Genomic DNA, 26,178 nt, shown 5'->3' with positions numbered 1-26,178 from the left:
AGGGCCGCTTCGCGGCCACCTCAGGATGACGGATTGAACAGGACAAGGGACCCGCCCCATGCCGCATCCGCTCGACTCTTTCTTCGCGCCGGCAAGCATCGCGCTGATCGGCGCCTCCCGCGATCATGAGAAGATCCCGGGGCGGCTGCTGTCGATGCTGTGCAGGAACGAGTATCCCGGCAAGATCTATCCGGTGAATCCGAACTACGCGGCGATCGACGGGCGCACTTGCTACAAGTCGATCGCGGACATCGGCGCGCCGATCGATCTTGCCGTCATCATCATCCCGGCGCGCGCGGTGCTGGCGGCGCTCGAAGAATGCGCAGCCGCCGGCGTGAAGAACGCCGTCATCATCTCCTCCGGCTTTGCGGAGGAGGGCGGCGACAGCGCCGCGATGCAGGAGGCAATCGCGGCGCTGGCACGGCGCACGGGCATGCGTATCTCCGGCCCGAACGCCGAAGGTCTTTTCAGCCAGGCGCAGCGCGTGGCGGCGACGTTCAGCCCGGCGGTCGACGTCAAGCCGGGCGTGGCGCCGCTGGTCGCGACCACGCGTCGGATCGGCATCGTCGCCCAGAGCGGCGGCATCGGCTTTGCCTATTACAATCGTGCGAAAGCGCTCGGCGTTGCCGTGAGCTACGTCGTCTCCACCGGCAACGAATCCGATCTCGGCGCCGGCGAGTTCCTGGACTATATGGTGCAGGACGCCTCGACCGACGTGATCCTGCTGTTCATCGAAGGCATTCGCGACGTCAAGAAATTTTTCACGGCCGCGCGGCGTGCCGCCGAGATCAAGAAGCCCGTCATCGTGACCAAGGTCGGCCGCAGCAGTGCGGGCGAGCATGCGGCAGCGTCGCACACCGCGAGCATGGCCGGCTGGTCCGCCGCCTATGACGCGGTGTTCGCCAAATACGGCTTCATCGTCTCTGACGATCTCGACGAGGCGCTGACGATCGCCGCGGTGCTCGCCAGCAATCCGCTGCCGAAGGGCGATCGTGTCGCGGTCGTCACCGTCTCCGGGGGCGCAGGCATCTGGGGCACGGATGCGGTGGCGCTTAGAAGCTTGCAGGTCCCTGAGCTCTCCGAGCCCATCCAGGCGGAGATCGCAAAATTGATGCCCTCCTACGGCACGGCGCGCAACCCGATCGACGTCACCGCCCAGGGCGTGATCTCGGGCGGTCTGCAACGAAGCGTCGATCTGCTCGCCGTCTCCGACGAGGTCGACGCGATCCTGGTCATGCTGTCGCTGTCGAGCGAGGTGCGGATGCCCTTCAAGGAGGCGGAGCTGAAGCCGGTGCTGGCGGCGCAGAGAAAGCCCGTGGTGTTTTATTCCTATACCTTGCCGTCGGACTTCGCGCGGCGGGAGCTGGCAAAATCCGGCGTCGTCGTGCTGTCGGGCCTCACCCATGTCGGCGTCGCGCTCCGCCAGCTCGTGGACTTCGCGACGTTTGACCTGCCCAGGCCGGTGGACGAGATGCGGCTTCCGGCACGCGATCTCTCGGCATGTTTGAAGTCGCCGGTCCTGTCCAAGGCCGACAGCAAGGCCCTGCTTCGTGCGGCCGGCATCGCGCTGCCGGACGAGGTGCTGGTTGCGGAGAAGAGCGGCCTCGACGAGGCGATTGCGCGCGTCGGGTTTCCCCTGGTGATGAAGATCCAGTCGCCCGATATTCCGCACAAGAGCGAGGTCGGCGGCGTGCGGGTGAACATCACGACCAAGGGCGAGGTATTTCTGGCGTTCGAGCAGCTCCTGAACAATGCGCGCAAGCATCGGCCGGATGCGCCGCTTCAGGGCGTGCTGGTTGGGCCGATGGCAAAGAAGGGCATCGAGATCATCGTCGGCACGATGACGGATCAGACGTTCGGCCCGATGGTGATGGTGGGGCTTGGCGGTATTACAACCGAGTTGTTTCGCGACGTGATCTACCGCCCGGCGCCGGTGAGCCCGGACGAGGCCGGCGCGATGCTGGCCGGATTGAAGGCGGCGCCGCTGCTGAATGGGTTTCGCGGGGCGGCCAAGGCGGATGTCGCGGCACTATCGCAGTTGATCGCCGACATCTCCGTACTCGCAGCAAGGCATGCGAAGGAAATTGCGGAGATCGAGCTCAACCCGGTGCTGGTGCATCCGGAGGGGCAGGGCGTCACGATCGTCGACGCGCTGGTGGTGCGGCGGAGGTAAACCCTCTTCCCTTGTGAGAGAGGGTGCTGCGCGAAGCGCAGCGGGGTGAGGGTCTCTCTCCGCGAATGAATCGCTTGCAAAGAGTATGCGGCGAGAACCCCTCATCCGGCGCCATAGCCGAAGCTTTGCTTCGGCGTTCTCTAAGGACGGCCGCCAGAGGCGGCCTATGCCACCTTCTCCCACAAGGGAGGAAGGAACAAAAGCAATCACCGCCCCCTGAAATTCGCCGCGCGCCGCTCTTCCGTGGCTTTCACGCCTTCCTTAAAGTCCTCCGTCGCGCGCAGCCGCGTCTGTTCGGCGAGCTCATGGTTCGTGGCGGCCATGACGCGATCGGCGAGTCCGTTGCGCATCGTCGCGCGCGTGGAGATCAGGCCGAGCGGCGAGCATTCGGCGATTTCGCCGGCGAGCCTCAAAGCGGCTGGCTTCACCTGGTCCTGCGGCACCAGCTCGTTGGCGAGGCCCCATTTGTAGGCCTCTTCGCCGGTGACGCGGCGGCTGGTATAGAACATCAGCTCGGCGTTGTTCTTGCCGATCAACTCGGGCAGCGTCACGGTGAGGCCGAAGCCGGGGTGGAAGCCGAGTTTTGTGAAGTTGGCCGAGAAGCGCGCCTCCGGACAGGTGACGCGGAAGTCGGCGGAGACCGCAAGCCCAAGCCCGCCGCCGATGGCCGCGCCATGCACGGCGGCGACGATCGGCTTCTTGGCGCGAAATATGCGCACGGCCTGGATGTAGAGATGGTTGATCGGCCCAAGGCTGTCGGCGGGATCGCCCTTCGCTGCTGCCTCGGCCGCGCGCGCCTCCTGCTCCTGCCGCGCTGGGTCGTTGAAATTGGCGCCGGCGCAGAACGCCTTGCCCTGCGCCGAGAGCACAGAGGCGCGGATCTCGATGTCGCGATCGAACTCGTCGAGCGCGTCAGCGATCTGGTTGATCAGGGAGATGTCGAAGAAGTTGAGCGGCGGCCTTCGGATCTCGATAGTGCCGACATGCCCGACCTTCTCGACGCCGATATCCTTGTAGCTGCTCATGATGATCCTCGTTAGCGCAAACCAAGTCCGCGGGCGATGATGCCGCGGAGCACTTCGGTGGTGCCGCCCTGGATGGTCAGTTTCGGCGCGGTCTTGATGGCGAAATCGAGCTGCCGCTCCAGTGTCTCGCGATTGCCGGCAGTCTCTTCGACGAACGCGGCGAGATCGCGCACGCGATGCGGAAGCTGCTGCTCCCACACCGTGCCGATGTCCTTGACGATGGAGGCCTCCACCACCGGCTCCTTGCCGGCTTGCAGCATGCCCGCAACCGAGACCGACATGCGCCGCATGGTGTGGAGCTGCGCGACGAGGCGGCCGATGCCTTCGGCGCTGCGGGTATCCGGATCGTTGCCGACTGCGCGCACCAGCTCGGTCAGCACGTAATAAGTTTCGAGGAAACGTTCCGGGCCGCTGCGCTCGTAAGCGAGCTCGGACGTCGCCTGCTTCCAGGCGCCATCGACCTCACCGAGCACGTGATCATCCGGGATGAAATGGTCAGTGAAGACGACCTCGTTGAACTCGTGCTGGCCCGTGATCTGGCCGATCGGGTTCACCTTGATGCCCGGCTGCTTCATCTTGACCAAGAATTGCGTCAGGCCGTGGCGACGGTTTTCCTTGGTCGGCTGCGATGTCCGGAAGATCGCGATCATGTAGTCGGCGATATGCGCCGACGAGGTCCAGATCTTGGTGCCGTTAATGAGATAGCCGCCGTCGGTCTTGGTTGCCCGCGTCTTGGCCGCGAACAGATCGGAGCCGGAGTTCGGCTCGCTCATGCCAATGGCGAAGCACAATTCGCCGCGGCAGATGCGCGGCAGGATGTCCATTTTGATGTGCTCCGGTGCGTATTTGAGCAGGATCGGTCCGCTCTGCCGGTCGGCGACGAAGAAGCGGCGTGTCGGTGCGTTGGCGACGCGCATCTCTTCCGTCACCACATAGCGCTCCAGGAAGGAGCGCTCATGGCCGCCATATTTCTTTGGCCAGGTAATGCCGATCCAGCCACGCTCGCCGACGCGGCGGGAGAATTCCGGCACGTCGGTGTCTTCGCGATTCGGCTTGAACGGGTTGAAGGTGCCGCGGGCCATTTCTTCGGCGAGGAAGGCGCGCACCTCCTTGCGCAGCTCCTCGCATTTGGGCGGCAGGCGGATCGGATCGAAACGGAGGGCAGCGGTCATGTGTCTCGTTCCCTGAACTCAGCGTGAGGCGACCAGCGGCCACAATTCATCGGCGCCGCGATTTGCAACGAGCTTGCCGAGCTCGACGGCCCAATAGCTCTCCGAGCCGAAATCGTCGCGCCAGGCCAGCGCCCGCAGCGAATAGCGATGCAATATGTGCTCGAGGGTGAAGCCGATCGCACCGTGAACCTGATGCGCGATGGCGCCGCCCTTCTCGGCTGCTTCCGCGCAGCGGATTTTTGCGGAGGCAGCCTCGAGATAGACCTCGTCGTTGAAGGCGGTCGCGTTCGCGATGGCATCGGCGGCGGAGGTCGCCGCGGCCAGCGCCGCAGCGGACTCGCCGGCGAGCTTTGCGAGGTTGTGCTGCACCGCCTGGAATTTCGAGATCTTCTTTTCGAATGCAACGCGCTCGTTGGAGTAGCGCACGGAAATGTTGAGCATCGATTCCAGCGCGCCCGCGATCTGCAGACTGCGCGCGACGCCACCGATCAGCATCATCGTGGTCTGGTCAAGGTGCTTTGGCGCGGGCTTGACGGTGATGGGCGCGACCTTGTCGAGCGTCACGACATCGCTGTCGTCGTAGCCGACATTGAGGCCGGCCTCGATCTTCGTCTTGCCGGCATCGACCAGCGCGATGGATACACCGCCCGCGCCGTGCGCCAGCACCGCAAAATGCTTTGCAGCTTTCGCAAAGGGCACGCCGCGAACGCGGCCGGAGAGCGAGCCATCGGGATTGAGGGTGATGCGGTCCTTCGGGTTCGCCGGCAGCACCGTCATCTCGCCCTCGGGGGAGCCGATCTTCGCCTGCGCAAGCAACCAGCCGGCGAGCATGGTTTCTGCCAGGGGAACTGCGATCGCAAAACGTCCCGCCGCGTTGAGCAGGGCAAAGCCGTCGGCGAGGCTCGCGCCGGAGCCGCCAAGATCGTCCGGCACCCACGCCAAGGGCAGTCCGGCCTCGCTCAGCGCCTGCCACAGCGGCACTTTCCACGCCTCCTTCCTGTCGTTGTTGATGGTTTGCGGATCGGCGAGATCGGCGAAGATTTTCTCCGCGGTCTCGACCACGATGTTGTCACTCTCCGCCACAGCGTTCCCCGTGTTTTGCCATTGGCGCATCCGTCTTTTCGAACGGGTGCGCAGGTCTCTTCTTGCGCCCGATGATCGGAAAAAGCCACGGTCCTGACAAGCGTTGATCGCAGGTCCGCCTGCGGCGCGGGCATGCGCAAAAGGGCTAATTCCGCTTAGCGGAGTTTGATCGATTTGCAGCCGTCCGCAAACTCGTTAAACAGAACCGCTGGCATTCAGAACGAGCGAGGATAACGGGATGGCAAGGGACGGCTTGTGCGCAATCGTGACGGGGTCCGCATCAGGTCTCGGCGCGGCGACCGCGCAAATTCTTGCGCGCGGCGGCGCGCGGCTCGTCATCAACTATTCGTCGAGCCGGAAGGAAGCAGAGGTTACGGCGGAGGCTTGCCGCAAGGCCGGCGCGGCCGAGGTCGTGATCGCACAGGGCGATGTCTCGCGCGACGAGGATTGCCGCAGGATCGTCGCGGCGGCGCAGGCCTGGGGCCGGCTCGACGCGCTCATCAACAATGCCGGCACGACCAAGCACGTCGCTCACGCCAATCTCGATGGTCTGTCGGCGGAAGACTTTCAGCGGCTCTACGGCGTCAACACCATCGGCCCGTTTCAGATGGTGCGTGCGGCGCGTCAGCTGCTCGAAGCGGGAGCGAGCGCCTCGGGGCGGGCGTCAGCGGTGGTGAACGTGTCCTCCGTTGCCGGTATCAGCGGCGTCGGCTCCTCGATCGCCTATGCCGCCAGCAAGGGCGCGCTGAACACCATCACGCTGTCGTTGGCGCGCGCGCTAGCGCCGCTCATCCGCGTCAATACGGTTTGCCCCGGCTATATCGACACGCCCTGGTTCACCAAGGGCCGCGGCGAGGAAGGCGCCAAGCAGGTGCGCGACAGCGTGGTCGCGAAAGTGCCGCTTAAGGTCGCCTCAAGCGCCGACGACATCGCGCAACTCGTCTGCTTCCTCGCGACGCCGGCCTCCACCAACATGACAGGCGAGATCGTGCGCATGGACGCAGGGCTGCATTTGGTGACCTAAACTCGTCATTGCTGTCGATGTTCAATAATTGCGAGCGAACCGAAGCAATCCAGAAAGCATCCGCGGCAACAGTCTGGATTGCTTCGTCGCTTCAGCGCAAAATTGCTCCGCAATTTTGTCGCGAGCTCCTCGCAATCACGGCGGAGACGGCTTACGCCGTCAACTCTTTATCACCCCGCTCGCGACCAGCCGGTGCCAGATGAACAGCACTACCACCGCGCCAATGGTGGCGGTGATGAACCCCGCGCCCTGGTCCGCACTGTAGTGGCCGATCGCCTGGCCAATGAAGGTCGCGAGAAATGCGCCGGCAATGCCGAGGATGGTGGTGAGGACGAAGCCGCTCGGGTTGTTCGGCCCCGGCGCAAGCCAGCGCGCGATGAGGCCGGCGACGAAGCCGACGATGATGATCCATAACAGGCCGCCGATGCTCATGTCCGTGCTCCCCTTCTCGACGCGTGAAATCAGATCCTGTCCGAAAGCTCGTTCTCGGTCGGCAGCCGTCCATCCGGCGTCAGGTGATCGACCACCTGCGGCAGGTACTGGCTGAGACCGGACAGGAGCTCGTCGCGCGACAGGCCGCTCTCGGCAGACAGGCTCTGGATCTGATCGGCGCCGAGCGCGTTGGCGAGATCGCCTGGTGCGATCGGCTTGTTCTCACCCTTGCCAACCCAGGAATTCGCGGTCTCGCCATGGCCGCCCTGCTGGAGCTGTTTGAGGAGATCGCCGAGGCCGCCGCTAAGCACGCTGCCGGCAGCACCGCCCGCGATCAGGCCGCCGAGGCCGCCCTTGAGCACGTCGCTGAGCCCCCCGCCGCCGGGTACGCTGCCCGGAAGCGCTCCGCCACCTGCATTGGCCGGCGTGGGCGGCGGCAAGGGTGAGGATTGCGGCGCCGCGCCGGGCTGGCCAGCGGTCAAATGTTTGAACGCTTTCCACGCCAGCAGACCAAGGATCGCCATGGTCATCGGCGACATGCCACCGGAGGATTGTTGTGAACTCGGCGTGCCGGGGCCGCGCGGTCCGTTCTGCATGCCGTTGAGGACGTCGAGTAGACCCATGGTGCTCTCCCGCTGAACATGCCCCGGGGCAAAAACATATGGGGCTCTCATGACGGTTACAAGGCAGTCGCGCCGCAACCGCAGGGTTCGATGGGCAAGCGGCGCGGCCTTTGCTATCGAAGGTTCGGTCAAGCCAGGTCCGGTCAACGTCGCTGTCGAAAAGCGGCAAGATGTTTCGAGGAGCAGAGAAGGTGGTGACGGATCGACCGGTCGCGGTGGCGGGGGCGGGCGCCATCGGCTGCTTCGTCGGCGGCATGCTCGCTGCCGCCGGCCGCCGCGTGGCGCTGCTGGTGCGGCCGCGGGTGAAGACCGAGATCGAACGGTTTGGTTTGCGGTTGACCGATTTCGACGGAGCTGAGCGGCGGCTCTCCGCAGGCCAGCTCGCGCTTTCGGAAGATGCCTCAATTTTTCACGGTGTTGGCGTCGTTCTGGTGACGGTGAAGAGCGCCGACACGGCTGAGATCGCCGAGCTGATCGCCCGGCACGCGCCGGAGGATGCCGTCATCGTCTCCTTGCAGAACGGTGTCGGCAATGTGGGAACGTTGCGCGACAAGCTGCCGGGGCGGCGCGTGCTCGCCGGAATGGTGCCGTTCAACGTGATCGGGATGGGCGAGGGGCGCTTCCACCGGTCGACCTCCGGCGACATTCATGTCGAGAAGGATGAGGCCGATACGGCTGCGACACTGGCCGTGCCGGGCCTTAGCATGCGCGCGAGCCCGGACATCACCGGTGTGCAATGGGGCAAGCTCATCATCAACCTGAACAATGCGCTGAGCGCCCTGTCCGACGTGCCGCTTGCCGCGCAGCTTGCGAGCCGGGACTGGCGAAGATTGTTTGCGGACCAGATGGCCGAGGGGCTCGCGGCAATGACGGCGGCGGGCATCAACCCAGTGTCGGCGACGCCGATTCCGCCGCGCTGGACGCCAACGCTGCTGCGACTGCCCGATACGATCTTCAACATGATCCTGGGGCGGACGATGAAGATCGATCCCGAGGCGCGCTCCTCGATGTGGCAGGATCTGAAGCAGGGACGCAAGACCGAGATCGACTATCTGCAAGGGGCGATCATCGCGCTGGCGGACCAGCATGGGGTGGACGTGCCGCTGTGCCGCCGCATTGCTGCGCTGATCAGGGAGGCTGAAAGCGCGGGCAACGGCCCGCCGCGCCTGACGCCGCCGCAGATCCGCGGTGGTGCGTGAGCACTGGTCCGATCGGAGGAGTGCCGATGAAGTCCGTTCCGATGATGGCAATCGCAGTTGCGATGCTCTGCGGTGCATCCACGCTCGCGCAGGCGCGTCCGCCCACCGTCACACCGTCGCCCGGCTATGACAGGCGGTTGCAAGAAAGCCGCGCGGCGCCGAGCGGCACGACGACGACGGTTGCTCCGGCTGGTCCGCCGGCGACCACGCACAGGCATTCACGGAAGAAGCATGCGAACTGATGCGCATCGACCTGCGCGCATCATCGTAGCGTGAGCAAAGCGATACCGTCGCTCGCAGAGCAAGGGCGGAGCGTGCCCGCCACGTCGGTTGCATCAATTGCGATCGTGGAGAGATGGTGGGCACGGCGCGCGAAGGGCGCGCCTTCGCCCAACCTGTGGCATTCGCGGGAGAGGCTGCCGTCAGCCCTTCTTCGCCTTGCTCGGCGGCGGGCTGAACAGCTTCTTCAATTCGTTCAAGCTCTCCGATAGCCGCGGCCATTCGCAGGAGAACGAGCCCTTGGTGCACCCCTTCGCACGCGCTTTGGCATCGCCAGTCGCGGTCTGCTGCTTCGGCCGCTCGACCGGAACCGGCACGCGCGCGGTCTCGGTGCGCAGTGCGACCTGCTGGACTTGCTCCTGCTGTTGCTGCTGTTTGGCGGCGGCTTCGGCAGCAAGGTTGGCGCGGCGCTGATCGGCAAGATAGGCGGCGTAGGATTGGTCGATTTTCTTCTGTTCCTCCGGCGTCGGATTGGGACCGGCGATGTCGAAGCTTCGATCCTGGAGAATGTCGTAATAGGTGTACCCGCCACCCATCTTGCGACGGCCGGCGAATTTGGCGTTGCACTCGGCGAGCGCGGCCGTCTTCTCCTGCTTGGTTGCGTATTTCTCGGCCCGATCGGCGCATTCCTCGAAATCAGCCGGTGCGCGCTTCCACCATTGCGCATGAGCATGCGCGGGCATCAGCAGGGTGAGCCCTGCAGTCAAGCCAAGCAACAATCTCGCGCTACGCGATGCGATCACGAACGACATTCAACAGATGCAATCTTTGTGGAACTCAGCTGAATCAGCCGAATTTTCGCCTGTTTCCAGCCACTTGTCACCCGTGGAACCTGGCATTTTCATGGCAGGATTGCTGACATTTTTTGCTTGACGTGGCCGGCAGGTCACAGCGGCAGAGCACGCGATGCGCATAGAGTTTGCAAAGTTTTCGCATGAAGAGGATTCTTGGCCATGAGATGGCAGACATATGTCGCAACGATCGCGTTGGCGCTGCTGTCGTGCCACGCGAATGCCGCCGATGAGGACGCACCCAACCGCGCGCCGGTGAAGGCGGTCGCCGATGCCCGCATTGCGGTCGGCGATCAGGGTCTCCTGCCACTTTATCTCTCGAGCGATTGGGCGCTGCCGCTGCCGTCGATCACCCGGGCCGTCATCGTGCTGCACGGGCGCTTGCGCAATGCGGATGTCTACTACAAGTCGGCGCGGACGGCACAGGCGGCAGCCGGCGAAGAGGGCCGGGCCACCATCATGATCGTTCCGCAGTTTCTGGCGCAGATCGACGTCGACGCATACAAGCTGCCCGACGAGACGTTGCGCTGGTCGCTGGAGGGATGGGAGGGCGGCGAGGCCGCGCTCGCGCCGAACCCGGCCTCCTCGTTCGAGGCACTCGATGCGATCCTCGCCAAGCTTGGCGACCGGCGCATCTTTCCGAATCTCAAGCACGTCGTGGTCGCCGGCCATTCCGGCGGCGGCCAGGTCGCGCAGCGTTATGCCATCGCGGGCAGGGGCGAGGCTAGTCTGGCGCGGCAGCACATCGAGGTGCGCTATGTCGTCGCTAACCCGTCATCCTATGCGTATTTCAGCAGCGAGCGGCCCGAGCCGTCGATCGTCGCCTCCTGCCCCGACTACAACAACTGGAAATACGGCATGGAGGGACGCCCGCCTTACCTGGCGGACCCGACGCCCGCAGCACTCGAACAGCGCTATGCCGAGCGCGAGGTGATTTATCTGCTCGGCACGCTCGACACCAATCCCGAGCATCCGGCGCTGGACAAGAGCTGCATGGCGCGCGCGCAAGGACCCTATCGCTACGCCCGCGGCCACGCCTATGCGGACGCGATGGCCAAGCGCGACCACGGCACGCCCAATCACAAGCTCTTCGACGTCGCCGGCGTCGGCCACGACGGCGACAAGATGCTGACCTCGAAATGCGGGCTCGCAGCGCTCTTCGATCTGCCGGGCTGCACCGCGGACCGGTGAGCTGCAGATGCTTTGAAGGCTCGGCTCTGGCTGTTACACGTCGTCCCGTGAGCCCACGATGACGAATTTCTTGAAGGACAGGCTCACCGCTACGAGCATCCCGAGAGCTTTGAGTTCGTCAGCGCGCCGCCGCGCGACGATTCTGGCGAGGTCCGTCGCACCATGTTGCGCGACGAGCGCGCGGCGTGGTGAAGGAGGACCGATCGTTCCAGGTCAGTTGCTGAACGCGCCGGGGCAATTGCCGAGGCCGCGGAAGCACTCGTCGTTGGTTGGGGTGCGGCCGGTGTTCTGCGGCGGTTGCGGGACCGGGGTTTGTGGGAAAGGGACCTGCTGTGGCGCCTGCCCGTTCGGATTGACCGAGAACCCTGATACCTGACCCGCTGGCGTGTTGCAGTAGCAGGGGTAGCCGTTGGGAGCGACATAGGGGGCGATGAAGCCGCACCAGAATTGCGGCGTCTGACACACCATCTGGACCGGCTGGGCTCCGGCCTGCTGCGCGAGCGCGATTGCGATGGCCGCCAGATACAGTCTCTTCATAGCCGCCTCACGTGGTCGGCGCCCTGGCGGATCGCTGTGGGAATATCCGTTGCCGAAGTGCCGGCGTCATATCCGGCCGTCATGGCCTGGACCCGCTGTTGAGGCGTGCCGTGATGCTGGGGATTGTTGAAATTGTAATCTCCCTTCGAGAATAGGCTCTGAGCAAAGGTCTGGACGTGCTCCCGCGAATGCGAATGGTCGCGGCCGAGATAGAAGCCGGCGATATAGTCGGCATGAAGCTCGACGAGCTGCGCGGTCGCTCCCGAAAGCAACTGCGTGTAGCCGTTGAAGAATTGGTAGATGTGGCCGCATTCGTGAGCGCAGATGCCAGCCACCGCGACGCCGCCCCAATCGGAGTTACTGAACTCGCGGTTGATGAGGTTCAATCCGATGTAGACGGTCCCCTGCGTGTCTGGAACGACGCTGTCCGGCACTGCATAGGCGTTCGGGCTCGGATCGTCGATGAACTTGAAGCCAGGGCTGATCGGAAGGACGTTCAGGATCTTCCGGAGCTCGGCAATCATCGCGTGGTCGATCTGCGTATTGCCCGAGGTCGCATGCGTCGTGAAATTCTGCAACGCCGCGGGCGCCAACGAGCAGATCGTCGGTGCGTCCTGGGCATATGATCGTCCGACGACGAATGAAGCTCCAAGCCCGGCGACAAGCGCGCGCCGTGTGCAACTAGTACACATTGCCTTCCCCCTACTAGCTTAGGTTGATCGTCCATAATCTTGGATTTGCAGTCAAGCCCCGCCCGAGGTTGTCCCGTGCGTCGCGGCGATCGCAGAAAAGGGGGCGGTCGCGATCTTCCGGCAGTACATTGTTAGATTGTATCGATTTCGCTTCTGCAATTTTGTTGCTGCGATGGCCCGGATGTGCCTGGGTAAGGGCGCTTCGACACGCTCGCGCCTGCATTCTACCGACATCGAAATGGCATTTGCTCCGCTTCGTCGGTAGTCTCCTCAACACTTCAGCGATATGATTAACGCTGCAACGGCCGCGCAAAGCTGAGTTCGTGGCCGTCGGGGTCGGTGAGATGGAAGTAGCGCTCGCCCCATTCGGCATCGCGTGGCGTGGTCGAGGGCTGCCATCCGGCCGCGAGCGCCCGCTGATGAATGGCATCGACGTCGGCGACGTAGAAGATGACGCGGCCCCACCAGGACCAGTGCTTGTCCGCCGGCTGGGCAATCAGGTTGAGATAGCCGGGACCGGCGCGGAGGCTCGTGAACGTTTCCGCCTCGCCGCCGTGCAGAACCTCAAAACCCAGCGAACGGTAAAACCCGACGGCACGTGCCATGTCGTGGGTGGCGAGTGTGATGGCGCTGATGCTCTCGATCAAGGTGCGCTCCCCCGTGGACTGGACCGAGCGATATTAGAGCGCAGATGAAACGATTGACGATGGCCAATGTTTCTCTGCGTGGAGATGCGGACATCCAACAGGCGGGAGGTCCTGATGCGAATACCTGCAACGCCGGATGGCGCGCTGCCAAAACCCGGAACGACGGAGGCGATCGAGCTCGGCTGCACCTGCGCCGTGATCTCCCATGACTCCAAGACGGACGAGCTGGAGCCATCCGGGATGCTGGTCGCGCCCGACGCGAATTGCCCGGTTCACGGCACGGCGGCCCAGCTCGAGGAGCATGACTGAGACCACCGGATTGCCGCCCTTCCGGCGCATCGCAACGCTGGCGATTTGCGACCCGCTCTGCTATGGAGACCATAGGTGCCTGCACCCCTTGCAGGTTCCGCGGTCCCGTAGCTCAGCCGGATAGAGCGGCGGTTTCCTAAACCGTAGGTCGCATGTTCGAGTCATGCCGGGATCGCCAGTCCTTCCGATGCAAGAAACCCAATAAACACCGGTACTTCCTCGATGTGCGCGCTTCGTTCCGCCATCGATTTCGGCCTCTTGGGGCCGACTCCGTATGCTCCGTACAGTACGTGGAGTTACAAGGGGTTACGCAGGGTCGCATCGGCTCCATGCAACACGGATGCAACACGAAGATCGGTGGTTGTTCAGCCTTCGTACAGGGCTGAATCGTTCAAAAGGGGCCGCTAGGAGTAGCCGAAGCGAGTAGGCGACGTAGGCGCTTGAGGCCGCCATCTTTGGACATAAGATCGACAAAATGCTCGCAAAAGTGGAACGTCCGAATGGCAGCGAAAGCAGCAGCACATCCGACTGTGTGACTAGGGACGATAGGCTACCCTAGCGGAAGCGGACGCCCCGCTGTTCATTTGGAGTACTTATCTATGTTGTATTTATTGCAACGAGTGAAAGTGATGCTCGCTGTCGAGAAGAGTCCGGAACGTTGGAGTTTCTGCTTCCAACTCTCAGTAGGCTAAAGCATTCAACCGGCGCCCCTTGCGGGCGCCGTTGGCTTTTTCGGGCAAGCCAAACCGATAGACAATGCGATCCGCCGTTTTCTCCCCGAAACACTGATGAGGTTTGATTTCGCTCGTGCACAACATGCTCGCATGGAAGGCATTCACGATTTCACGTCTGCCGGTTCGACCGAGCTTCATTTCTATCTCGACGTTCTTCGTCACTCAGCTATCTTGCATTTTTGCCGGTGATTTCTAACAGTGATTGCAGATGCGTTGGAGTTGTCGAGACTGCGACATGTGCGAACGCCTCGTTTTGATATCGTTGTCGATCGCGGTCGGTCTGGCATTGGTGTTGGGCTTTGGAGTAGCTCCCGCGGCAAGCCAGACGCTTCCAGACCCGCTACCGAAGAACGTCCCTTTCTCCGAGCTCACCGGAAATTGGCAATTCATTCCGGTCCCTCTGCCCGATCGCGACGTAAGGCACATCCTGGTGTCCAAGGCCCAGAATCGAATCTGGGTCGGGACGAACGGGGGCGTGGCTTCCTACGACGGGATCGCCGCAAGAACTCCGAAATTCGAGAGAGTCGAAGCGCAGCAGTCCATTCGGGTAAATTCCATGGTCGAGACGCAGGACGGCTCGGTTCTGGTCGGATCGTCCAACGATAGCGTCTGGCTGTGGAAGGACGAAACGATTGCAAACATATTCGGAGCCTGCCCTGGATCGGCCTGTCCAACGGGCGACTGGGCGTTCGCAAGGGGTAACCAAGGTTCGATCTATGTCGCATCCAATAGGTTTGGCCTCCAACAGACGGAAGCGCTCGCCAAACTCAAGCAGGCCATCCCCGACCATCTCGTTGTTGTGCAAACGACCGCCTCTTTTCTGGGCTTTGCGGGAGAGAGACTTATCGCGACGTCAGAATCGGGCTCGATATCGATGATCGATACGCTCTCGGGCAAAGCGACGCCGTTGCCGCCGATCAAGTTGCCATCGGGCAGCAACTTCGTGCGCAATGTTTCGTATTCCGCCGGAGCGATCTTCATCGGGACTGACGCGAATTGCGTCGCGGTGCGGCTCGACGACAGGCCGTCGACGACACCGCTCGCGGACGGCAATTGCAGCGCCACGTACATGCAACGGGACGGCACCGTTTGGCTGTCCACCGACAGCGTGTACCGACATGACCGTAGTGACTGGAAGCGCTGGACACCGGAGCGGAGCGGTCCGCTTACCGCGACTTCCGTCGTCGACGACGATCATTCCAACGTCTGGATCGGCTCCGCTTTGGGACTTTGGCGTTACTTCGACGTTTCGCGCGACCGGGATTTCGGCAGCCAAGTATCGTCGATGCTGCCGGATGCGAACGGCGGACTGATCGTTGGCCTTCAGAACGATGAGGTGTGGCGGCTAAATCGGGCGTTCGGGGCGACAAAGCTCGAGGTCCCTGTCTCAAAGGAAGCGCCCAGTTCGAGCTACTATCATGGAGCGCTCTTGGCGACTTCTCCGGAGGGTAGACTTTGGGTGCTCACCGCCGCTGGCTTGTTCGCCGCCTCTGGAGAGAAATTTGATCGGGTCGCGGACTATCCCGTACCGTTCAAGGGCCAAGTAGTTCCTTCATCTCTGACGATTGCTGCCGGCGGTAAAGCCTGCGTCGGCCTATCTTGGGCGCCGGTCGCGCTCTGTCTGACCGATGGCACTTGGAAGAAATCGGCCGAAGCGATCGAACAGGACGGAGGTGCGGCTATAAGTGCGGTGGCCTTCGACGATGCTGGTTCGTTGTTGGCCGTAGGCATGCAAAGCATCGTCGTCGTAGCTGATGGCCCGAAGGAAATCGGGCCGTTCGATTTCGCCCCATTCGCAAAGAAGCACCTGTTCGGAGCCGTTGCTTTCACCTCCGCAATCAAGGGTGTGGATGCCTTGGCTTCCGGTGGCTGGGGCGGAACCGTGCTTCTGAAGAGAGATGGAAAAGGTTATTCAGTTGTCCGGCGCGGCGCCTCGAATCTGCAAGAAGAGCCGTACATCATCCGTCAGTTTGCCGTTCATCCTACGCTCGGCGTTCTCGCGGCAAGCGATTCTGGGCTCTTTCGTTGGGAGGGCACGTCCACGGAAGGTGGTTGGCGAAACCTCAGGGAGATCGATCCAAGGCTTGCCCTTCCAATCGACGGCATAGTTCCGTCGACTGGCCGGTCCTTCTGGGAGGCGTCGGACTCGCGAGTGTCCTTGATCGATCTGCCCACGGCGTCGCCAACAACTACACTCGATCGAACGCCCGCCGCCACGATTATTAAGACGAACGCAGTGACTTATAGAATTGCGGTCCCAGGACTTGTCGGGAATCCCTCGACCAATACGACGAACCTCGCCTACGATCCGCCGATCGCGAACGCGCCCGACCACCTCCAGGGTCCGGAGAATCGATTGGACTTGTCTAATCTCTTCGACTGGACGCACTATCGCGTCACCACGATCGTCACGGACGGCTTTCTCAATATCGGATCTCCGGCAACGTCCGATTTCGATGTGCGGTTGCCGTTCTTCCGAAACCCAATTGAGCTCGGCGCTACGATACTTCTGGCAATCGGGCTGGCTGGTTTGTTGCTGACGCGGCGAGGTCCGACCGGTTTTGTACTGCGAAGGGTCGGCGGTCTCAAGTGGTCGACGGACAGATCGGATATTCGGTACGCCGTTGAGATTGCTGACATCGGCGATGATCTGGTCCGCTTCGCATTGAAAGCTCCATCTGAAATAACACCTGTCCAATTCAAGGCCGACTTGCCGTCGTCGCAACTCGACGGAACACCGAAAGAGGTGCTTCCGCACTTGGTAAGCATGGCGGAGGGAAAGCTTCGGGCTTCCCGCGAAGAATTCTGCTCAGTCATCGATCGCGTCGCCCCCATTCTAGCATGACAGTTGCATTTTTCGTCTGAGGTGAGCGCGGCGAGCGTCGGCCTGGTGAGCTCGCCGCCAAAGCGACCATGCGAGAACACGGTCGATCGAGATGCGCCGTTGAGCGAGCTTGATAGCGATGCGACGGATTTCCTGGATCGACCAGCGGATCAGGAACGATGTTTGGTGCGCCGGCGTCGTGTTTTTTTGAGTGCTGGCTCAGCGTTGGCCCGATGACGGATGACGGCCATCATGGCAAAGGCAAGCATGACGAGTGAGACATGGCGATGCCAGCCATGCCAGGAGCGAGTTTCGTTGTGATCAAGACCGAACTCGTTCTTGGCAGTTTCGAAGCTGTCCTCGATGGCCCAGCGATGGCCTTCCACCGACACCAGCTTCTGGATGGAGGTGCCCTTGGGGCACCATGTGGAGAAGAAGGCCAAGCTGCCGTCGGCAATGTTGCGGCGGATCAGAAGACCCCGCGTCCATTCCCCGGCAAGGTCGTCGTTGTATTCACTGGCTTCGAGATCGGCCAACTCGAGATAGGCCCAGTCGTGCCAGCGCGGACCTTTGGTCCCTTCGCCGGACGACAGGTGGTGCCAGGCCTTCTTGGGAAGACTCTGCGCGATCGCGGCGGCGGTGCCGGCGACAGGCTGCTGCTTGCCCCAGGAACGGAACACATGATTGGACGCAACACCCAGAACATAGCCTTTGCCCGCCTTGCGCAGCAGGGTTTCGATCTCGCCCGTGCCATACACGCAATCCGCCGCCACGAACGAGAACGGCACCTTTGCGGCGGTCGCGCGAGCGATCATTCGACGCGCGATCTTGGGCTTCGTCGCAAAGCCCACACCGCTCGGGACATGCGCTGCCTTCAGGCGAGCGGGGTCGTCCGTCCATTCCTTTGGCAGGTAGAGCGCCCGGTCGACGAAGGCATGGCCATGCCGCGACACATAGGAGGCGAACACTCCGATCTGGCAATTGGTGATCTTGCCCGCCGAGCCAGTGTACTGGCGCGCGACCCCGCACGAGGCCTTGCCCTGTTTCAAAAAGCCGGTCTCATCGATGACCAGGACCGCGTCCTCATCGCCAAGCGATTCCAGCGCGTACTCGCGCACAATGTCGCGCAGCGCGTCGGCGTCCCAATGCCCTCGGCCCAGAATCGCCTGCTGGCGCCACGGGCCTGGATCGCCAGCCGCCTCCGCCCGCATCCAACCCGTCTTGCGCGGTTCGTTGCCCAACAGTCCGTCGAGAAACTGCCACGCCGAGGCCGCGACCCGCTCCTGCGTAAACAGCGGACGGATGCGTTGCTTGGCATCTCGCACCGAGGAAGCCCATAGCGTCAGCGTATCTTCAACCGACGCACCACCAATCATCAGATCCCGAATCATGGTCACCCATGGATTCAGAACTCACCGAAAATAGCAACTGTAATGCTAGGCGACGAGGCGCTTCCTCAAAATCTCCGCTTCGTCACGAGCCAACCCGGAAACGGAGCGATGAGTGTGGATCTATCGAAAACGTTACTTTGGTTCCCTTTGGAGTTGGCCGACGACGGTGCAGGCAGCCTTATGCAGCTCAAGTACGCGATAGGAAGAACGGTCTCGGCGGACGTTCTTGTTCAGGCAAAGCCACCTCGATCGTCCAGACTTAGAGTCGCAGTTTTCGCACCTCGCCTCCGCGAGATGGTTGGAGAACAGATCGAAACCGATCTCCCGAACGCGTCGGTCGAAGCGAAGGCGGTCGCCGATGCGGCGCGATCTTGGGGGGCGGAGGTCGTGTTAGTTCGTCCGGAGGCGACGAAAGAAGAGGTGCTCGAAGCGATTTGCTGCTCACATTTCTTTCACTATGCGGGGCATGCCGAGTTTCTGCCGGACGCGGCCGAAGCGAGCTACCTGCCCATCCTGGATGACCGGATCACTGCCGAGGAAGTCGCGGCAGCCCTCAAAGCGAAGCCGCACAACCTGGTTCTAGCTTTCATCAACGGGTGCGGCACCTCGCGAGAGGCCACATGGGAGCGCGGCGCGCAGGTCTATGGCTTCGCTTCCGCCTTCGTCACTAACGCGACCTATTTCATTGGAGCGCAGTGGCCGATCGGGGACGACTTCGCTGCCGGCTTCGCATCGGCATTCTATGCGCGCCTTTTTCCTCCTTCCTACGATCTCTGGTGGCGGATCGTGCGCCGAAATCGTCTCGAAGGCGTTCCGTTCGCGGAAGCGCTCCGTTTGGCGAGACTTCACCTGAAGGAAATGGGTCCACGCGCTACGCAAACGTGGTCATCCTACGTGTTCTACGGGGATCCGACCAGGCGCCTCGTCCTAGAATAGAAAATGGCTAGAAAAACCGAAATCATAGGGTTCTGAACATGCTGCGAAGATATGCGATCCTCGAAGCCCCGAAGCGGCTGCGTTCCGGCGGAGCGTCGCCGAGCGCGGGTCCACGAACGGATGGTGCCAGCATCCGGATCTATGAAGCCGATCTTTCCAAGAAGAACGTATCGGACATCGAAAATGACCCGAACGTCGAGGATTGTGGTCTCATCATGCCGACGGCTCTGATAAGCCCGATCGAGAAGCGGCAGTTGAGTGTGAACGACGTTTTGCCGACCGCTTGGGGAATCTCGGCTGTCCGCGCCGACCGCTCGAAGCTCGACGGGGCCGGTGTCACCGTCGCGATCCTCGACACCGGAATCGATAGGAATCATCCTTCGTTCTTTGGCGTGGATATCGAAGAGGAGGATTTCGGCGGATCCGGGAACGGCGACGATGATGGACATGGGACGCATTGTGCGGGCACCATATTCGGCAAAGACTCCGGAGGTACTCGCATCGGGATTGCTCGAAACATCAGCAAGGCTTTCATAGCGAAAGTCTTCAAGAACGACGGGAGCGGCGACTCCCTATCTATCTTTAGGGCGCTCAACTGGGCGGCGGACAAAGGCGTCAACATTGTCTCGATGTCACTCGGTTTCGATTTTCCCGGCATGGTGGACCGCCTCGAACAACAAGGCTACCCGAAGGAACTTGCCGTCTCGATCGGGCTCGAGCACTTCAAAGATAACCTAAGGATGTTCGACTCCATGATGGGGATGATTGACGCGGGGAAATCATTCGGGCGGGGTCCTATGGTGATCGCTGCGGCTGGCAACGAAAGTCAAAGGCAGAAGGACCCTCGGTTTCGAATATCGGCGTCACTGCCTTCGGCAGCGTCGAGAGTTATCTCGGTCGCTGCCGTACGTGACGCTGGAGGCAAATTCGAGATCGCTGACTTCTCCAATGGCCGCGCTAAGATCTGCGCACCTGGCCAGGATGTTCTGTCGGCAGGAAAGAAAAATGGATTCGCGGTCATGAGCGGAACGAGCATGGCGTGCCCCCATGTCGCCGGTCTGGCCGCGCTCTGGTGGCAGAAGATCGCTTTGTCAAAAGTCCGACCAAATGCCGAATCTGTCGGAGAAAAGCTTCTGACGTCCGCCGATCCCACTTCCGTGGCGGACTTCGATCCCGACGACTCCGAGAGAGGCTTCGCGTTGGCTCCGGAATGAGGCCGCTTCGAGGATGATTGAATCCGAGAAGAGCTATTATCGTGGCCGTTGAAATTGATCTTCGGCCCCTCCGATTACCGACGCGAGCTGCCATCGTTCGGATCGCTCGTTCGGCGCGCACGGTCTCCAGGCGTCCGACGCTCGATGACCTCATTCATCGATCGAGCTTTTATTGGACGCCGGACGAGACGAGGACGTTGCTCGAGCGCGTCAAGGCGGAAGTAGATGCGGGAACGGCGGAGCTCGCGCTCGCGACGGCGACGTCGACTGAACTTCATAATCTCGAGGCCCATGTCGCCGCGATGATCGTGGCAGCACACTACAAGATGGAGGCAGAGGGCGCGGCGGCCTTCAAGCGCGCGGCTGCATCCGTCGATGCATTGAACACCGGCAGCAAGGAATGCATCGAACGTAACAGGCCGAATGTCGCCATTCCTCTGCTTCTGCGGGTGGCGACGTCGCTGCCGTTCGTCGTGCGACCCAATTCGATCGCCCCCGGCTCCACCCTTTGTGCGCTGGCGACCGCGTTTCAGGATCTTCACCAGTTCGATCTGGCAGCCCGAATCTATCGCGAGGCAGAAATGGCCTGTCCGCGATCTGATCCAAAGCACTGGTTTCAACTCAGTATGATTTTCTCGGACTTCGGCGTAATGCGACTGTCCGAGGGGCGTTTCGAAGAAGCGTCTAGGCTGCTGTTCGATGCGATCGAATTCACGCGAAAGAGCGACGAGGCGCCGCCTTCCGACTTGATTACCGTACTGATAAACGCCGCTCATAGCGAGCGTACGCGAGGAAATCCCGCTTCGTCCCAGGCTCTTCTTAACGAGGCGATCACGTTCGGCCGAAAAGCCCGAGTAATGGAGAGCGCCATCTACGTGCGGGCGCTCATCCATCTCGCCGACCAAAGCAGCGATGCCGGACGCATAGCGCGGGCGCTACGTAATTGCCGACGCGCGCAAAAGATTGCCGCGAAATTCTCGGCGCGGTTGGAGGCTGAGGCTCATTCGATGGAGGGCGAATGTCAGCGCAGGGCCGGTAAATTGAGAGCTGCACGCAAGAGCTTGCGCTGTGCTTACGATCTTCTCGAAACGAGAAAGGATGACGATGCAGACGAGCGGATCGAAGTCCGGCTGCTGTTGTCCGATGTCGAGAGGCAATTCAGCAATTTCGCGGTGGCCGAGCAGTTGCTTGATGAAGCTCAGATTATCGCCGAGCGCTACGGGGAAGGCTGGTTCGGCAATGTAGACACGCTCAAGGTGCGCGGCCGGATAGCATGGGACTTGGGAGAAATGCCGCGATGCTTGGCGATTCGGCAGGAAGCCATACGGCTGATGGGCGATCAGGTGCCGCGCGACCATCCCAAGAGACTGTTGTTGGAAGGTGAGTTAGCCGAAGCTCTAGCACAGTGCGGCGATCGCTCTCGGGCTCTGAAGGTCCTTGAATCCTGCATTCGGAAAGAGGCAGCGCTGATCGCGCGGCTGGTCGACCGACGAAATGGCCTACTCGAACTCGGGCAAATCAGAACGACGCGCCATCACATCGAACTGTACATCATACTCGTTCTTCAGAGCGGTCGTAGATCCGCAAAAGCGCTTGATCGGCTATTGGATACTATCCTCGCATTCCGTGGACTGGCCACGGCGATCTGGAAGTCCATTCGATCTGGCGCAAGTTCGCGGAGCAAACCCGAGAGCAATCAAGGGCCGGTTTCCGACTCTGTTTCATTGGCGCTGACAGAGACTTACGAATTCGCAGGACGCCGTCTTAGACTCTTCTTCGTTCGATTTCGCCAACGGACGATATTGATCGAGTTGGGAGATTCGACCTGTCTCGAACAGTCGTTCTCCAGCTGGGCGGTTGACGATAAGACCAAAACGGGCGTTTCGAACGAACTCGGCCAATTCGCTCGAAACCTGACTCGGCATTCCGAGGGCGCTGCGTCGCTAATCTGGCTACCGGATCATGGCTTGTCCAGATATCCGATCGGCGCTCTACCTCTCGGGGATGACCGAATGCTCACAGATGCATTCTGCATCGCGCAACCGCGCGACGCGTATGCTCTCAACCGCGAACCAAAGGAGGTGGTGGCATCGAGTTCGCCCCTGCTCATCGGAGTCACAAGGTTTGGACCGGAACGAGATCTTGAGCCGCTGCCTTGGGTCGGAGAGGAAATATCGGTCGTCGAGAGATTGATGGGGCGACGGTCTCCCGTCGTGCTCATGGAAGAGAAGGCGGAGTACGCCGCCGTTCTGCGGCAGCTCGCGCGGCGTCCGCGCATCGTTCATATCGCAACCCACGGAATGGTTGCGGGACCGGGCAGCCCACATGGTGGGACGCGCGGAAGGGCTGTTCGAGCCGCCGATAGCGATCCTTTGGCCGGCACGTCACTTGTTCTTGGAGAAGGAGCTATCGGCGCGCCTCCGTCATTGCTCTCGGCGCGTGATATCGCGCGCCTCGATCTTACCGGTGTGAAGCTCGTGGTCATATCGGCGTGCGATTCCGGGGTGGCCTCGGCCGACGCGAGCGAAGGCGTGTTGGGTCTTCAAGCAGCCTTTCACGCGGCGGGGGCAGAGGCCGTCGTCACGACGCTGTGGAAGCTGCCGGACAAGGCGACGGCCTACCTCGTTGGGCAGATGTACGCGGCTATTGAGGCTGGTGAAACAGTGGTCGAGGCGCTTAGACAGGCGCAAGTCCGCACGCGCCGCAAATGGCCTGACAAATCAAACTGGGGCGGGTGGGTATTTTCCGGCCCAGTTTGATGAGACGACAGCGTGGGTCTTGACCGCCCCGTCGTCCGATATGAGTGCGGGAGAGCTCGATGTGTGACCAGGCCGACTGCTCATGTCCAGGCATAATGAGATCGTCGCGTAGGCGCTGGCACATTTAGCCTCATTTTGCCACGAACTGGAGAGTCCGGCGGGCGAAGCGGCTTCCCATCAATAGAAAATCGATGGTCACGGGAAGTGCTCCGGCTTCGGTCGGAATGACGACGAAAGAAGCTGCCGCCTGATCTTTTCCTGCCGCAAACTCGACTACGTTTTCCGTAGGCGGCTCGATGCGGGCTCGTGGAGCCCCGACACGTATCGAAAACTTGAGAGCGGCTGGCCAAGGATTCAACGTGTCGAGCACCGTCGGCCTCTCGAGCTTTAAGTCGATCACTCGTATGGTCCGGCTCAGAGCGGCGACGATCCTCAAAGGTTTGCGCTGCCCGATCGTCGATAATTCAGGATGATCTGTCACGATCTCCGTCACGCACGGGACGCGTTCGCTTTGCAGAAATCCGGCGATGGTCTGTGTCGGCGCGAACTCCTTCAGCGCGACCGACAACAACGTGAACGATGCCCGTCGTTCCTGTTCCGGACCGGCGATCAGCACCGGGACGGCTGCCCTAGCGGCGGCCAATGCAAATCTGTTCGAGTTGCCATCTTTCGTCGGTCGAGAGGCGTGATCGGCAAGGCGTGCCAGTTCCATGCGTGTCCGGTCGTAATCGGGGCGCGATTGTAGACAGGCCTGCAGGCCTCGAATTGCCTCGAGGACCGACATCTTCCTTTTCTGGGGCGGTTCAATAGACACGCGCGAAACCTCCCTCGGGCGCCTCTTTGCGACGACCGGCTCGGATTCTCGTACGACAACGGTCAACTGCGAGAATGGCTTATCCACGCGGCCGGAGCGGCCTCTGCCGTGCACCGCGGAACGCTTCATCTTGAGGCCCTGGCCGACGTGAGCCTCGCTGACCACCAAGCGGTCTACATCAAGATCGTGATTGTTCTCGGCGTTCGCTATGGCCGATTGAAGACATTTTTTGACGTCTACTGCGACACGTTTACGCGCAAACTGCAGGTCCGACAGCGCGCTCACCGCGGACTTGCCGCGGATCAAAGCCGCAACTAGATTTAGCTTCTGAGGCGACACGCGGAGCATCCTAGCCGTCGCCCTGGCTTCGACCGTAGCGACCGACTTGCGTTTCTCTTTCGCGATTTTGCGACGAACGTGATGCGATTCCGCTGCTTGAAAAGCGTGCTTGTGCCGATGGCGTTCTTCGACTCGTGCGTCCATCAGGCCGCCATGTCCATGATGTGGTCGCCGAACGTGAAGCGGTAGCACAGCGCCCGCACCGTTTCTTCGTCGGAGACGCTGACGGCCTGTTTGGCCTTGCCATAGGCCTTGATCGGATCTTCGCCCGTCAAATAGGCCGCGTAGAACGCGCTTGCGAATTTCTCCGCCAAATCGCTGTGCAGTAACATATCCACGAAGATGCTGCATCCGACGCGCACGGCGAAGGCCGCGGCCACGCCAGCATGCAAGAGCATCGTACCTTTACCTAACGAGCACAGATTGAAGAAGCCAAGCTCCATCGCCGCTCGGCTCGACTGAACGTTCGCTAGAACGTCGCCCACCTCCAGTTTCTCGGAGCAGACGTCGTTTGCCACTTGGATCGCCGCGCTCCAATCTGGCCCCGGTCGACCGTGGACGGATAGCGGCGGAATTAGATGGCTCGCCACGTGTATGACGCTCGGATCCATCGTCATCCATAATGCGTCGAACTCGGTCGGGCAGTGCGCGATGACCGTGTTCATATCTTTTGGAAATCGCTGCAGAGCGACTGCGTTGCCGCTTGCGCGGCTTTCGATGCCATCCATTTCGGCAATCATAGGCTTGTCGTTACCGTGAATGGCGAACATTCTGCGGACCGGCCACACTGGTGGAAGTCCACCGCTCAAATTGACGCGTTGAAGAACAAGTTGTCGGGCTCCAAGGAAATCGGAGACGTTGGCGGAAGCCCCGGGTTTGATGAGGTGCAGGAAATTCCACGGGGCATGAAGGTATTCGGAGTCGATTACGACCATTCCGCCCTTGGCGGAAAGCCATGCGAGCGCTTCGGCTTTGAACGCCGGATCTGGCTGTCCGCCGGCCGCGTCCCATACCTTTCCCAGCAGGGAGTCAAGGAAGAGCCAGCCCAAATTGGCCGCCCCCCTTAGCTCGTCGTTCTGGTTGCCGATCCGTGCCATGTATCTTTCGACCTTGAGTCGGATGGCATCCGCATACGAGTGGAGAGTAGTGATGACGTCACGGCTCTCGAACGTGAGCGTACGCTTGGTGTCCTCGTGCGTGACCCTTCCAGTGATGTGTCCGATGGCGGGGTGTTGCAGAGAAATCGTGACGAGCGGGAGAGGCATGAAAACGCGTCTGCTGGCAAAAAGCGAAGGTACAATCTTCGGTAAGCATTACCTAAACGTCGTTTCATATCAACCGCTATTCCTGACGAACGCGCTGCCGACGCTGCTGGCGCACGTTTGCCAGCGGTCGCCGCAACCGCGCCGACGTCGGTTAGCCAAGACGGGCCGGCCTGCGGAAAAAGCGAGGACGGCGTGGCGATAGAATGGTCGGGGATGGCGCGGCCGCAGGCACCCAGTCTTGAGTTGTCCACCGGAACCGCAGTTGCGCTTGACTCCAAAAGAGTCTACACTGTGTGCGATCGGCTGGGCGGGGCACCCCATATGACGTTGCGCGATCCGGGATATGCCGAAGATATATCCATACCTGGACGTGATCGACGCCGACCGTTTCAAGAAATATGCTGTGAAATGCGGGCTTTCGGCCTCGAGTTTGACGAGGATTCTGCTCGTTCGCCGGTTGGCCAGGCCCTCGCAAGGTCCTCTGATTCTTCCGAAATCGCCCCCGAACAGGGGCAAGATCGTAGTCAGCCTGCCGGTGCCGTTATTAACCGCCGTGGAGGTCTACGCCGCCGGCTACGGCGGGACTGCACCGCATATCGCGGCTCTCGAGATTTTGGCGGAAATCGAGCAGCGCACGTTGGAACACTTCTTGCTGAAGGGGTAACCCTAAGCTTCAGGTTATTCCCCATCCGCCCGCGAAAAATGCCAGTATTGGAGCTTTCCGC

At 61.6% G+C, this 26,178-nt stretch carries 23 protein-coding genes, 1 tRNA gene and 1 pseudogene; 12 read left to right on the top strand and 13 right to left on the bottom strand.

Annotated elements, in window-relative coordinates; genetic code table 11:
- The first annotated feature begins 58 nt into the window (after positions 1-58).
- Positions 59-2,173: an acetate--CoA ligase family protein gene (locus QA640_RS42780; RefSeq protein ID WP_283038604.1), complete on the top strand. Its 2,115-nt coding sequence runs from the start codon at positions 59-61 to the stop codon at positions 2,171-2,173.
- A gap of 206 nt (positions 2,174-2,379) precedes the next feature.
- Here QA640_RS42780 and QA640_RS42775 read toward each other — a convergent pair whose 3' ends face one another.
- From QA640_RS42775 to QA640_RS42765, 3 genes are read right to left on the bottom strand one after another with little or no spacing between them, the layout of a single operon-like run.
- Positions 2,380-3,198 (bottom strand): enoyl-CoA hydratase/isomerase family protein, encoded by an 819-nt coding sequence (locus tag QA640_RS42775; protein WP_283038603.1) that lies wholly within the window; start codon positions 3,196-3,198, stop codon positions 2,380-2,382.
- Positions 3,199-3,209: 11 nt separating this feature from the next.
- Complete coding sequence (locus tag QA640_RS42770) at positions 3,210-4,370, bottom strand: acyl-CoA dehydrogenase family protein (RefSeq protein ID WP_283038602.1); 1,161 nt, start codon at positions 4,368-4,370, stop codon at positions 3,210-3,212.
- Positions 4,371-4,388: 18 nt separating this feature from the next.
- Positions 4,389-5,453, bottom strand: a complete 1,065-nt coding sequence (locus QA640_RS42765) for an acyl-CoA dehydrogenase family protein (RefSeq protein ID WP_283038601.1) — start codon at positions 5,451-5,453, stop codon at positions 4,389-4,391.
- Between the two features lie 238 nt (positions 5,454-5,691).
- On the opposite strand from QA640_RS42765, the gene QA640_RS42760 reads away from it, so the two are divergent.
- A complete protein-coding gene (locus tag QA640_RS42760; RefSeq protein WP_283038600.1) occupies positions 5,692-6,477 on the top strand; it encodes an SDR family oxidoreductase in 786 nt (261 codons plus the stop codon).
- Positions 6,478-6,636: 159 nt separating this feature from the next.
- Here QA640_RS42760 and QA640_RS42755 read toward each other — a convergent pair whose 3' ends face one another.
- Both QA640_RS42755 and QA640_RS42750 read right to left on the bottom strand, forming a co-directional pair.
- Positions 6,637-6,909: a GlsB/YeaQ/YmgE family stress response membrane protein gene (locus tag QA640_RS42755; protein ID WP_283038599.1), complete on the bottom strand. Its 273-nt coding sequence runs from the start codon at positions 6,907-6,909 to the stop codon at positions 6,637-6,639.
- A gap of 29 nt (positions 6,910-6,938) precedes the next feature.
- A complete protein-coding gene (locus QA640_RS42750) occupies positions 6,939-7,532 on the bottom strand; it encodes a YidB family protein (RefSeq protein ID WP_283038598.1) in 594 nt (197 codons plus the stop codon).
- Positions 7,533-7,723: 191 nt separating this feature from the next.
- Here QA640_RS42750 and QA640_RS42745 point away from each other — a divergent pair, with 191 nt between their 5' ends.
- Positions 7,724-8,731 carry a 2-dehydropantoate 2-reductase gene (locus QA640_RS42745; protein WP_283038597.1) on the top strand — a complete coding sequence of 336 codons (1,008 nt, stop codon included), beginning with the start codon at positions 7,724-7,726 and terminating at the stop codon, positions 8,729-8,731.
- A gap of 26 nt (positions 8,732-8,757) precedes the next feature.
- Positions 8,758-8,973 carry a hypothetical protein gene (locus tag QA640_RS42740; protein ID WP_283038596.1) on the top strand — a complete coding sequence of 72 codons (216 nt, stop codon included), beginning with the start codon at positions 8,758-8,760 and terminating at the stop codon, positions 8,971-8,973.
- Between the two features lie 180 nt (positions 8,974-9,153).
- On the opposite strand, the gene QA640_RS42735 is transcribed toward QA640_RS42740, so the two are convergent.
- Positions 9,154-9,762 carry a hypothetical protein gene (locus QA640_RS42735; protein WP_283038595.1) on the bottom strand — a complete coding sequence of 203 codons (609 nt, stop codon included), beginning with the start codon at positions 9,760-9,762 and terminating at the stop codon, positions 9,154-9,156.
- Between the two features lie 201 nt (positions 9,763-9,963).
- On the opposite strand from QA640_RS42735, the gene QA640_RS42730 reads away from it, so the two are divergent.
- Complete coding sequence (locus tag QA640_RS42730) at positions 9,964-10,992, top strand: alpha/beta hydrolase (RefSeq protein WP_283038594.1); 1,029 nt, start codon at positions 9,964-9,966, stop codon at positions 10,990-10,992.
- 213 nt (positions 10,993-11,205) lie between these two features.
- Here the strand turns inward: QA640_RS42730 and QA640_RS42725 are convergent, their stop codons facing one another.
- The 3 genes from QA640_RS42725 to QA640_RS42715 all read right to left on the bottom strand — a co-directional run bounded on the left by QA640_RS42725 (position 11,206) and on the right by QA640_RS42715 (position 12,868).
- Positions 11,206-11,529, bottom strand: coding sequence for a hypothetical protein (locus QA640_RS42725; RefSeq protein WP_283038593.1), 324 nt, complete (start codon positions 11,527-11,529; stop codon positions 11,206-11,208).
- Positions 11,526-12,221 carry a hypothetical protein gene (locus QA640_RS42720; protein WP_283038592.1) on the bottom strand — a complete coding sequence of 232 codons (696 nt, stop codon included), beginning with the start codon at positions 12,219-12,221 and terminating at the stop codon, positions 11,526-11,528. Before QA640_RS42720 ends, QA640_RS42725 begins: the two co-directional genes overlap by 4 nt.
- A 290-nt stretch (positions 12,222-12,511) precedes the next feature.
- Positions 12,512-12,868: a VOC family protein gene (locus QA640_RS42715; protein ID WP_283038591.1), complete on the bottom strand. Its 357-nt coding sequence runs from the start codon at positions 12,866-12,868 to the stop codon at positions 12,512-12,514.
- Between the two features lie 114 nt (positions 12,869-12,982).
- On the opposite strand from QA640_RS42715, the gene QA640_RS42710 reads away from it, so the two are divergent.
- Entirely contained in the window at positions 12,983-13,177 is a 195-nt protein-coding gene (locus QA640_RS42710) for a hypothetical protein (protein ID WP_283038590.1), read from the top strand.
- 101 nt (positions 13,178-13,278) lie between these two features.
- Positions 13,279-13,355: transfer RNA gene (locus QA640_RS42705), tRNA-Arg, on the top strand.
- Positions 13,356-13,857: 502 nt separating this feature from the next.
- Here QA640_RS42705 and QA640_RS42700 read toward each other — a convergent pair.
- A complete protein-coding gene (locus QA640_RS42700) occupies positions 13,858-14,073 on the bottom strand; it encodes a hypothetical protein (RefSeq protein ID WP_283038589.1) in 216 nt (71 codons plus the stop codon).
- A 73-nt stretch (positions 14,074-14,146) separates the two neighbouring features.
- Between QA640_RS42700 and QA640_RS42695 the strand changes: the two genes are divergently transcribed.
- Positions 14,147-16,756, top strand: a complete 2,610-nt coding sequence (locus tag QA640_RS42695; protein WP_283038588.1) for a hypothetical protein — start codon at positions 14,147-14,149, stop codon at positions 16,754-16,756.
- A gap of 149 nt (positions 16,757-16,905) precedes the next feature.
- Here QA640_RS42695 and QA640_RS42690 read toward each other — a convergent pair whose 3' ends face one another.
- Positions 16,906-18,126 carry an IS701 family transposase gene (locus QA640_RS42690; RefSeq protein ID WP_283042818.1) on the bottom strand — a complete coding sequence of 407 codons (1,221 nt, stop codon included), beginning with the start codon at positions 18,124-18,126 and terminating at the stop codon, positions 16,906-16,908.
- A 108-nt stretch (positions 18,127-18,234) separates the two neighbouring features.
- On the opposite strand from QA640_RS42690, the gene QA640_RS42685 reads away from it, so the two are divergent.
- Genes QA640_RS42685 through QA640_RS42675 form a run of 3 tightly spaced genes read left to right on the top strand, consistent with a single transcriptional unit; the run spans position 18,235 to position 23,035 of the window.
- Positions 18,235-19,062 carry a CHAT domain-containing protein gene (locus QA640_RS42685; RefSeq protein ID WP_283038587.1) on the top strand — a complete coding sequence of 276 codons (828 nt, stop codon included), beginning with the start codon at positions 18,235-18,237 and terminating at the stop codon, positions 19,060-19,062.
- Between the two features lie 38 nt (positions 19,063-19,100).
- A complete protein-coding gene (locus QA640_RS42680) occupies positions 19,101-20,276 on the top strand; it encodes a S8 family serine peptidase (protein WP_283038586.1) in 1,176 nt (391 codons plus the stop codon).
- A 41-nt stretch (positions 20,277-20,317) separates the two neighbouring features.
- Positions 20,318-23,035, top strand: coding sequence for a CHAT domain-containing tetratricopeptide repeat protein (locus QA640_RS42675; protein WP_283038585.1), 2,718 nt, complete (start codon positions 20,318-20,320; stop codon positions 23,033-23,035).
- A gap of 841 nt (positions 23,036-23,876) precedes the next feature.
- Here QA640_RS42675 and rplV read toward each other — a convergent pair.
- Both rplV and QA640_RS42665 read right to left on the bottom strand, forming a co-directional pair.
- Positions 23,877-24,254: pseudogene (rplV, locus tag QA640_RS42670) on the bottom strand (50S ribosomal protein L22); the annotation flags it as partial.
- A gap of 77 nt (positions 24,255-24,331) precedes the next feature.
- Positions 24,332-25,453, bottom strand: coding sequence for a hypothetical protein (locus QA640_RS42665; RefSeq protein ID WP_283038584.1), 1,122 nt, complete (start codon positions 25,451-25,453; stop codon positions 24,332-24,334).
- 370 nt (positions 25,454-25,823) lie between these two features.
- Between QA640_RS42665 and QA640_RS42660 the strand changes: the two genes are divergently transcribed.
- Positions 25,824-26,117 carry a hypothetical protein gene (locus QA640_RS42660; protein ID WP_283038583.1) on the top strand — a complete coding sequence of 98 codons (294 nt, stop codon included), beginning with the start codon at positions 25,824-25,826 and terminating at the stop codon, positions 26,115-26,117.
- The last annotated feature ends 61 nt before the right edge of the window (positions 26,118-26,178 follow it).

The sequence above is a fragment of the Bradyrhizobium sp. CB82 genome (genome assembly GCF_029714405.1).
Taxonomy (GTDB): domain Bacteria; phylum Pseudomonadota; class Alphaproteobacteria; order Rhizobiales; family Xanthobacteraceae; genus Bradyrhizobium.
The sequence above is the reverse complement of the archived record's forward strand: the minus strand, read 5'-3'. Positions and strand labels throughout refer to the sequence as shown.

Bases quoted from the DNA above. Each gene is read 5' to 3' on its own strand.
- QA640_RS42780 (WP_283038604.1), top strand. From the start codon at position 59: ATGCCGCATCCGCTCGACTCTTTCTTCGCGCCGGCAAGCATCGCGCTG.
- QA640_RS42775 (WP_283038603.1), bottom strand. From the start codon at position 3,198: ATGAGCAGCTACAAGGATATCGGCGTCGAGAAGGTCGGGCATGTCGGC.
- QA640_RS42770 (WP_283038602.1), bottom strand. From the start codon at position 4,370: ATGACCGCTGCCCTCCGTTTCGATCCGATCCGCCTGCCGCCCAAATGC.
- QA640_RS42760 (WP_283038600.1), top strand. From the start codon at position 5,692: ATGGCAAGGGACGGCTTGTGCGCAATCGTGACGGGGTCCGCATCAGGT.
- QA640_RS42755 (WP_283038599.1), bottom strand. From the start codon at position 6,909: ATGAGCATCGGCGGCCTGTTATGGATCATCATCGTCGGCTTCGTCGCC.
- QA640_RS42750 (WP_283038598.1), bottom strand. From the start codon at position 7,532: ATGGGTCTACTCGACGTCCTCAACGGCATGCAGAACGGACCGCGCGGC.
- QA640_RS42740 (WP_283038596.1), top strand. From the start codon at position 8,758: ATGAAGTCCGTTCCGATGATGGCAATCGCAGTTGCGATGCTCTGCGGT.
- QA640_RS42735 (WP_283038595.1), bottom strand. From the start codon at position 9,762: ATGTCGTTCGTGATCGCATCGCGTAGCGCGAGATTGTTGCTTGGCTTG.
- QA640_RS42730 (WP_283038594.1), top strand. From the start codon at position 9,964: ATGAGATGGCAGACATATGTCGCAACGATCGCGTTGGCGCTGCTGTCG.
- QA640_RS42725 (WP_283038593.1), bottom strand. From the start codon at position 11,529: ATGAAGAGACTGTATCTGGCGGCCATCGCAATCGCGCTCGCGCAGCAG.
- QA640_RS42720 (WP_283038592.1), bottom strand. From the start codon at position 12,221: ATGTGTACTAGTTGCACACGGCGCGCGCTTGTCGCCGGGCTTGGAGCT.
- QA640_RS42710 (WP_283038590.1), top strand. From the start codon at position 12,983: ATGCGAATACCTGCAACGCCGGATGGCGCGCTGCCAAAACCCGGAACG.
- QA640_RS42695 (WP_283038588.1), top strand. From the start codon at position 14,147: ATGTGCGAACGCCTCGTTTTGATATCGTTGTCGATCGCGGTCGGTCTG.
- QA640_RS42690 (WP_283042818.1), bottom strand. From the start codon at position 18,126: ATGATTCGGGATCTGATGATTGGTGGTGCGTCGGTTGAAGATACGCTG.
- QA640_RS42685 (WP_283038587.1), top strand. From the start codon at position 18,235: ATGAGTGTGGATCTATCGAAAACGTTACTTTGGTTCCCTTTGGAGTTG.
- QA640_RS42680 (WP_283038586.1), top strand. From the start codon at position 19,101: ATGCTGCGAAGATATGCGATCCTCGAAGCCCCGAAGCGGCTGCGTTCC.
- QA640_RS42665 (WP_283038584.1), bottom strand. From the start codon at position 25,453: ATGCCTCTCCCGCTCGTCACGATTTCTCTGCAACACCCCGCCATCGGA.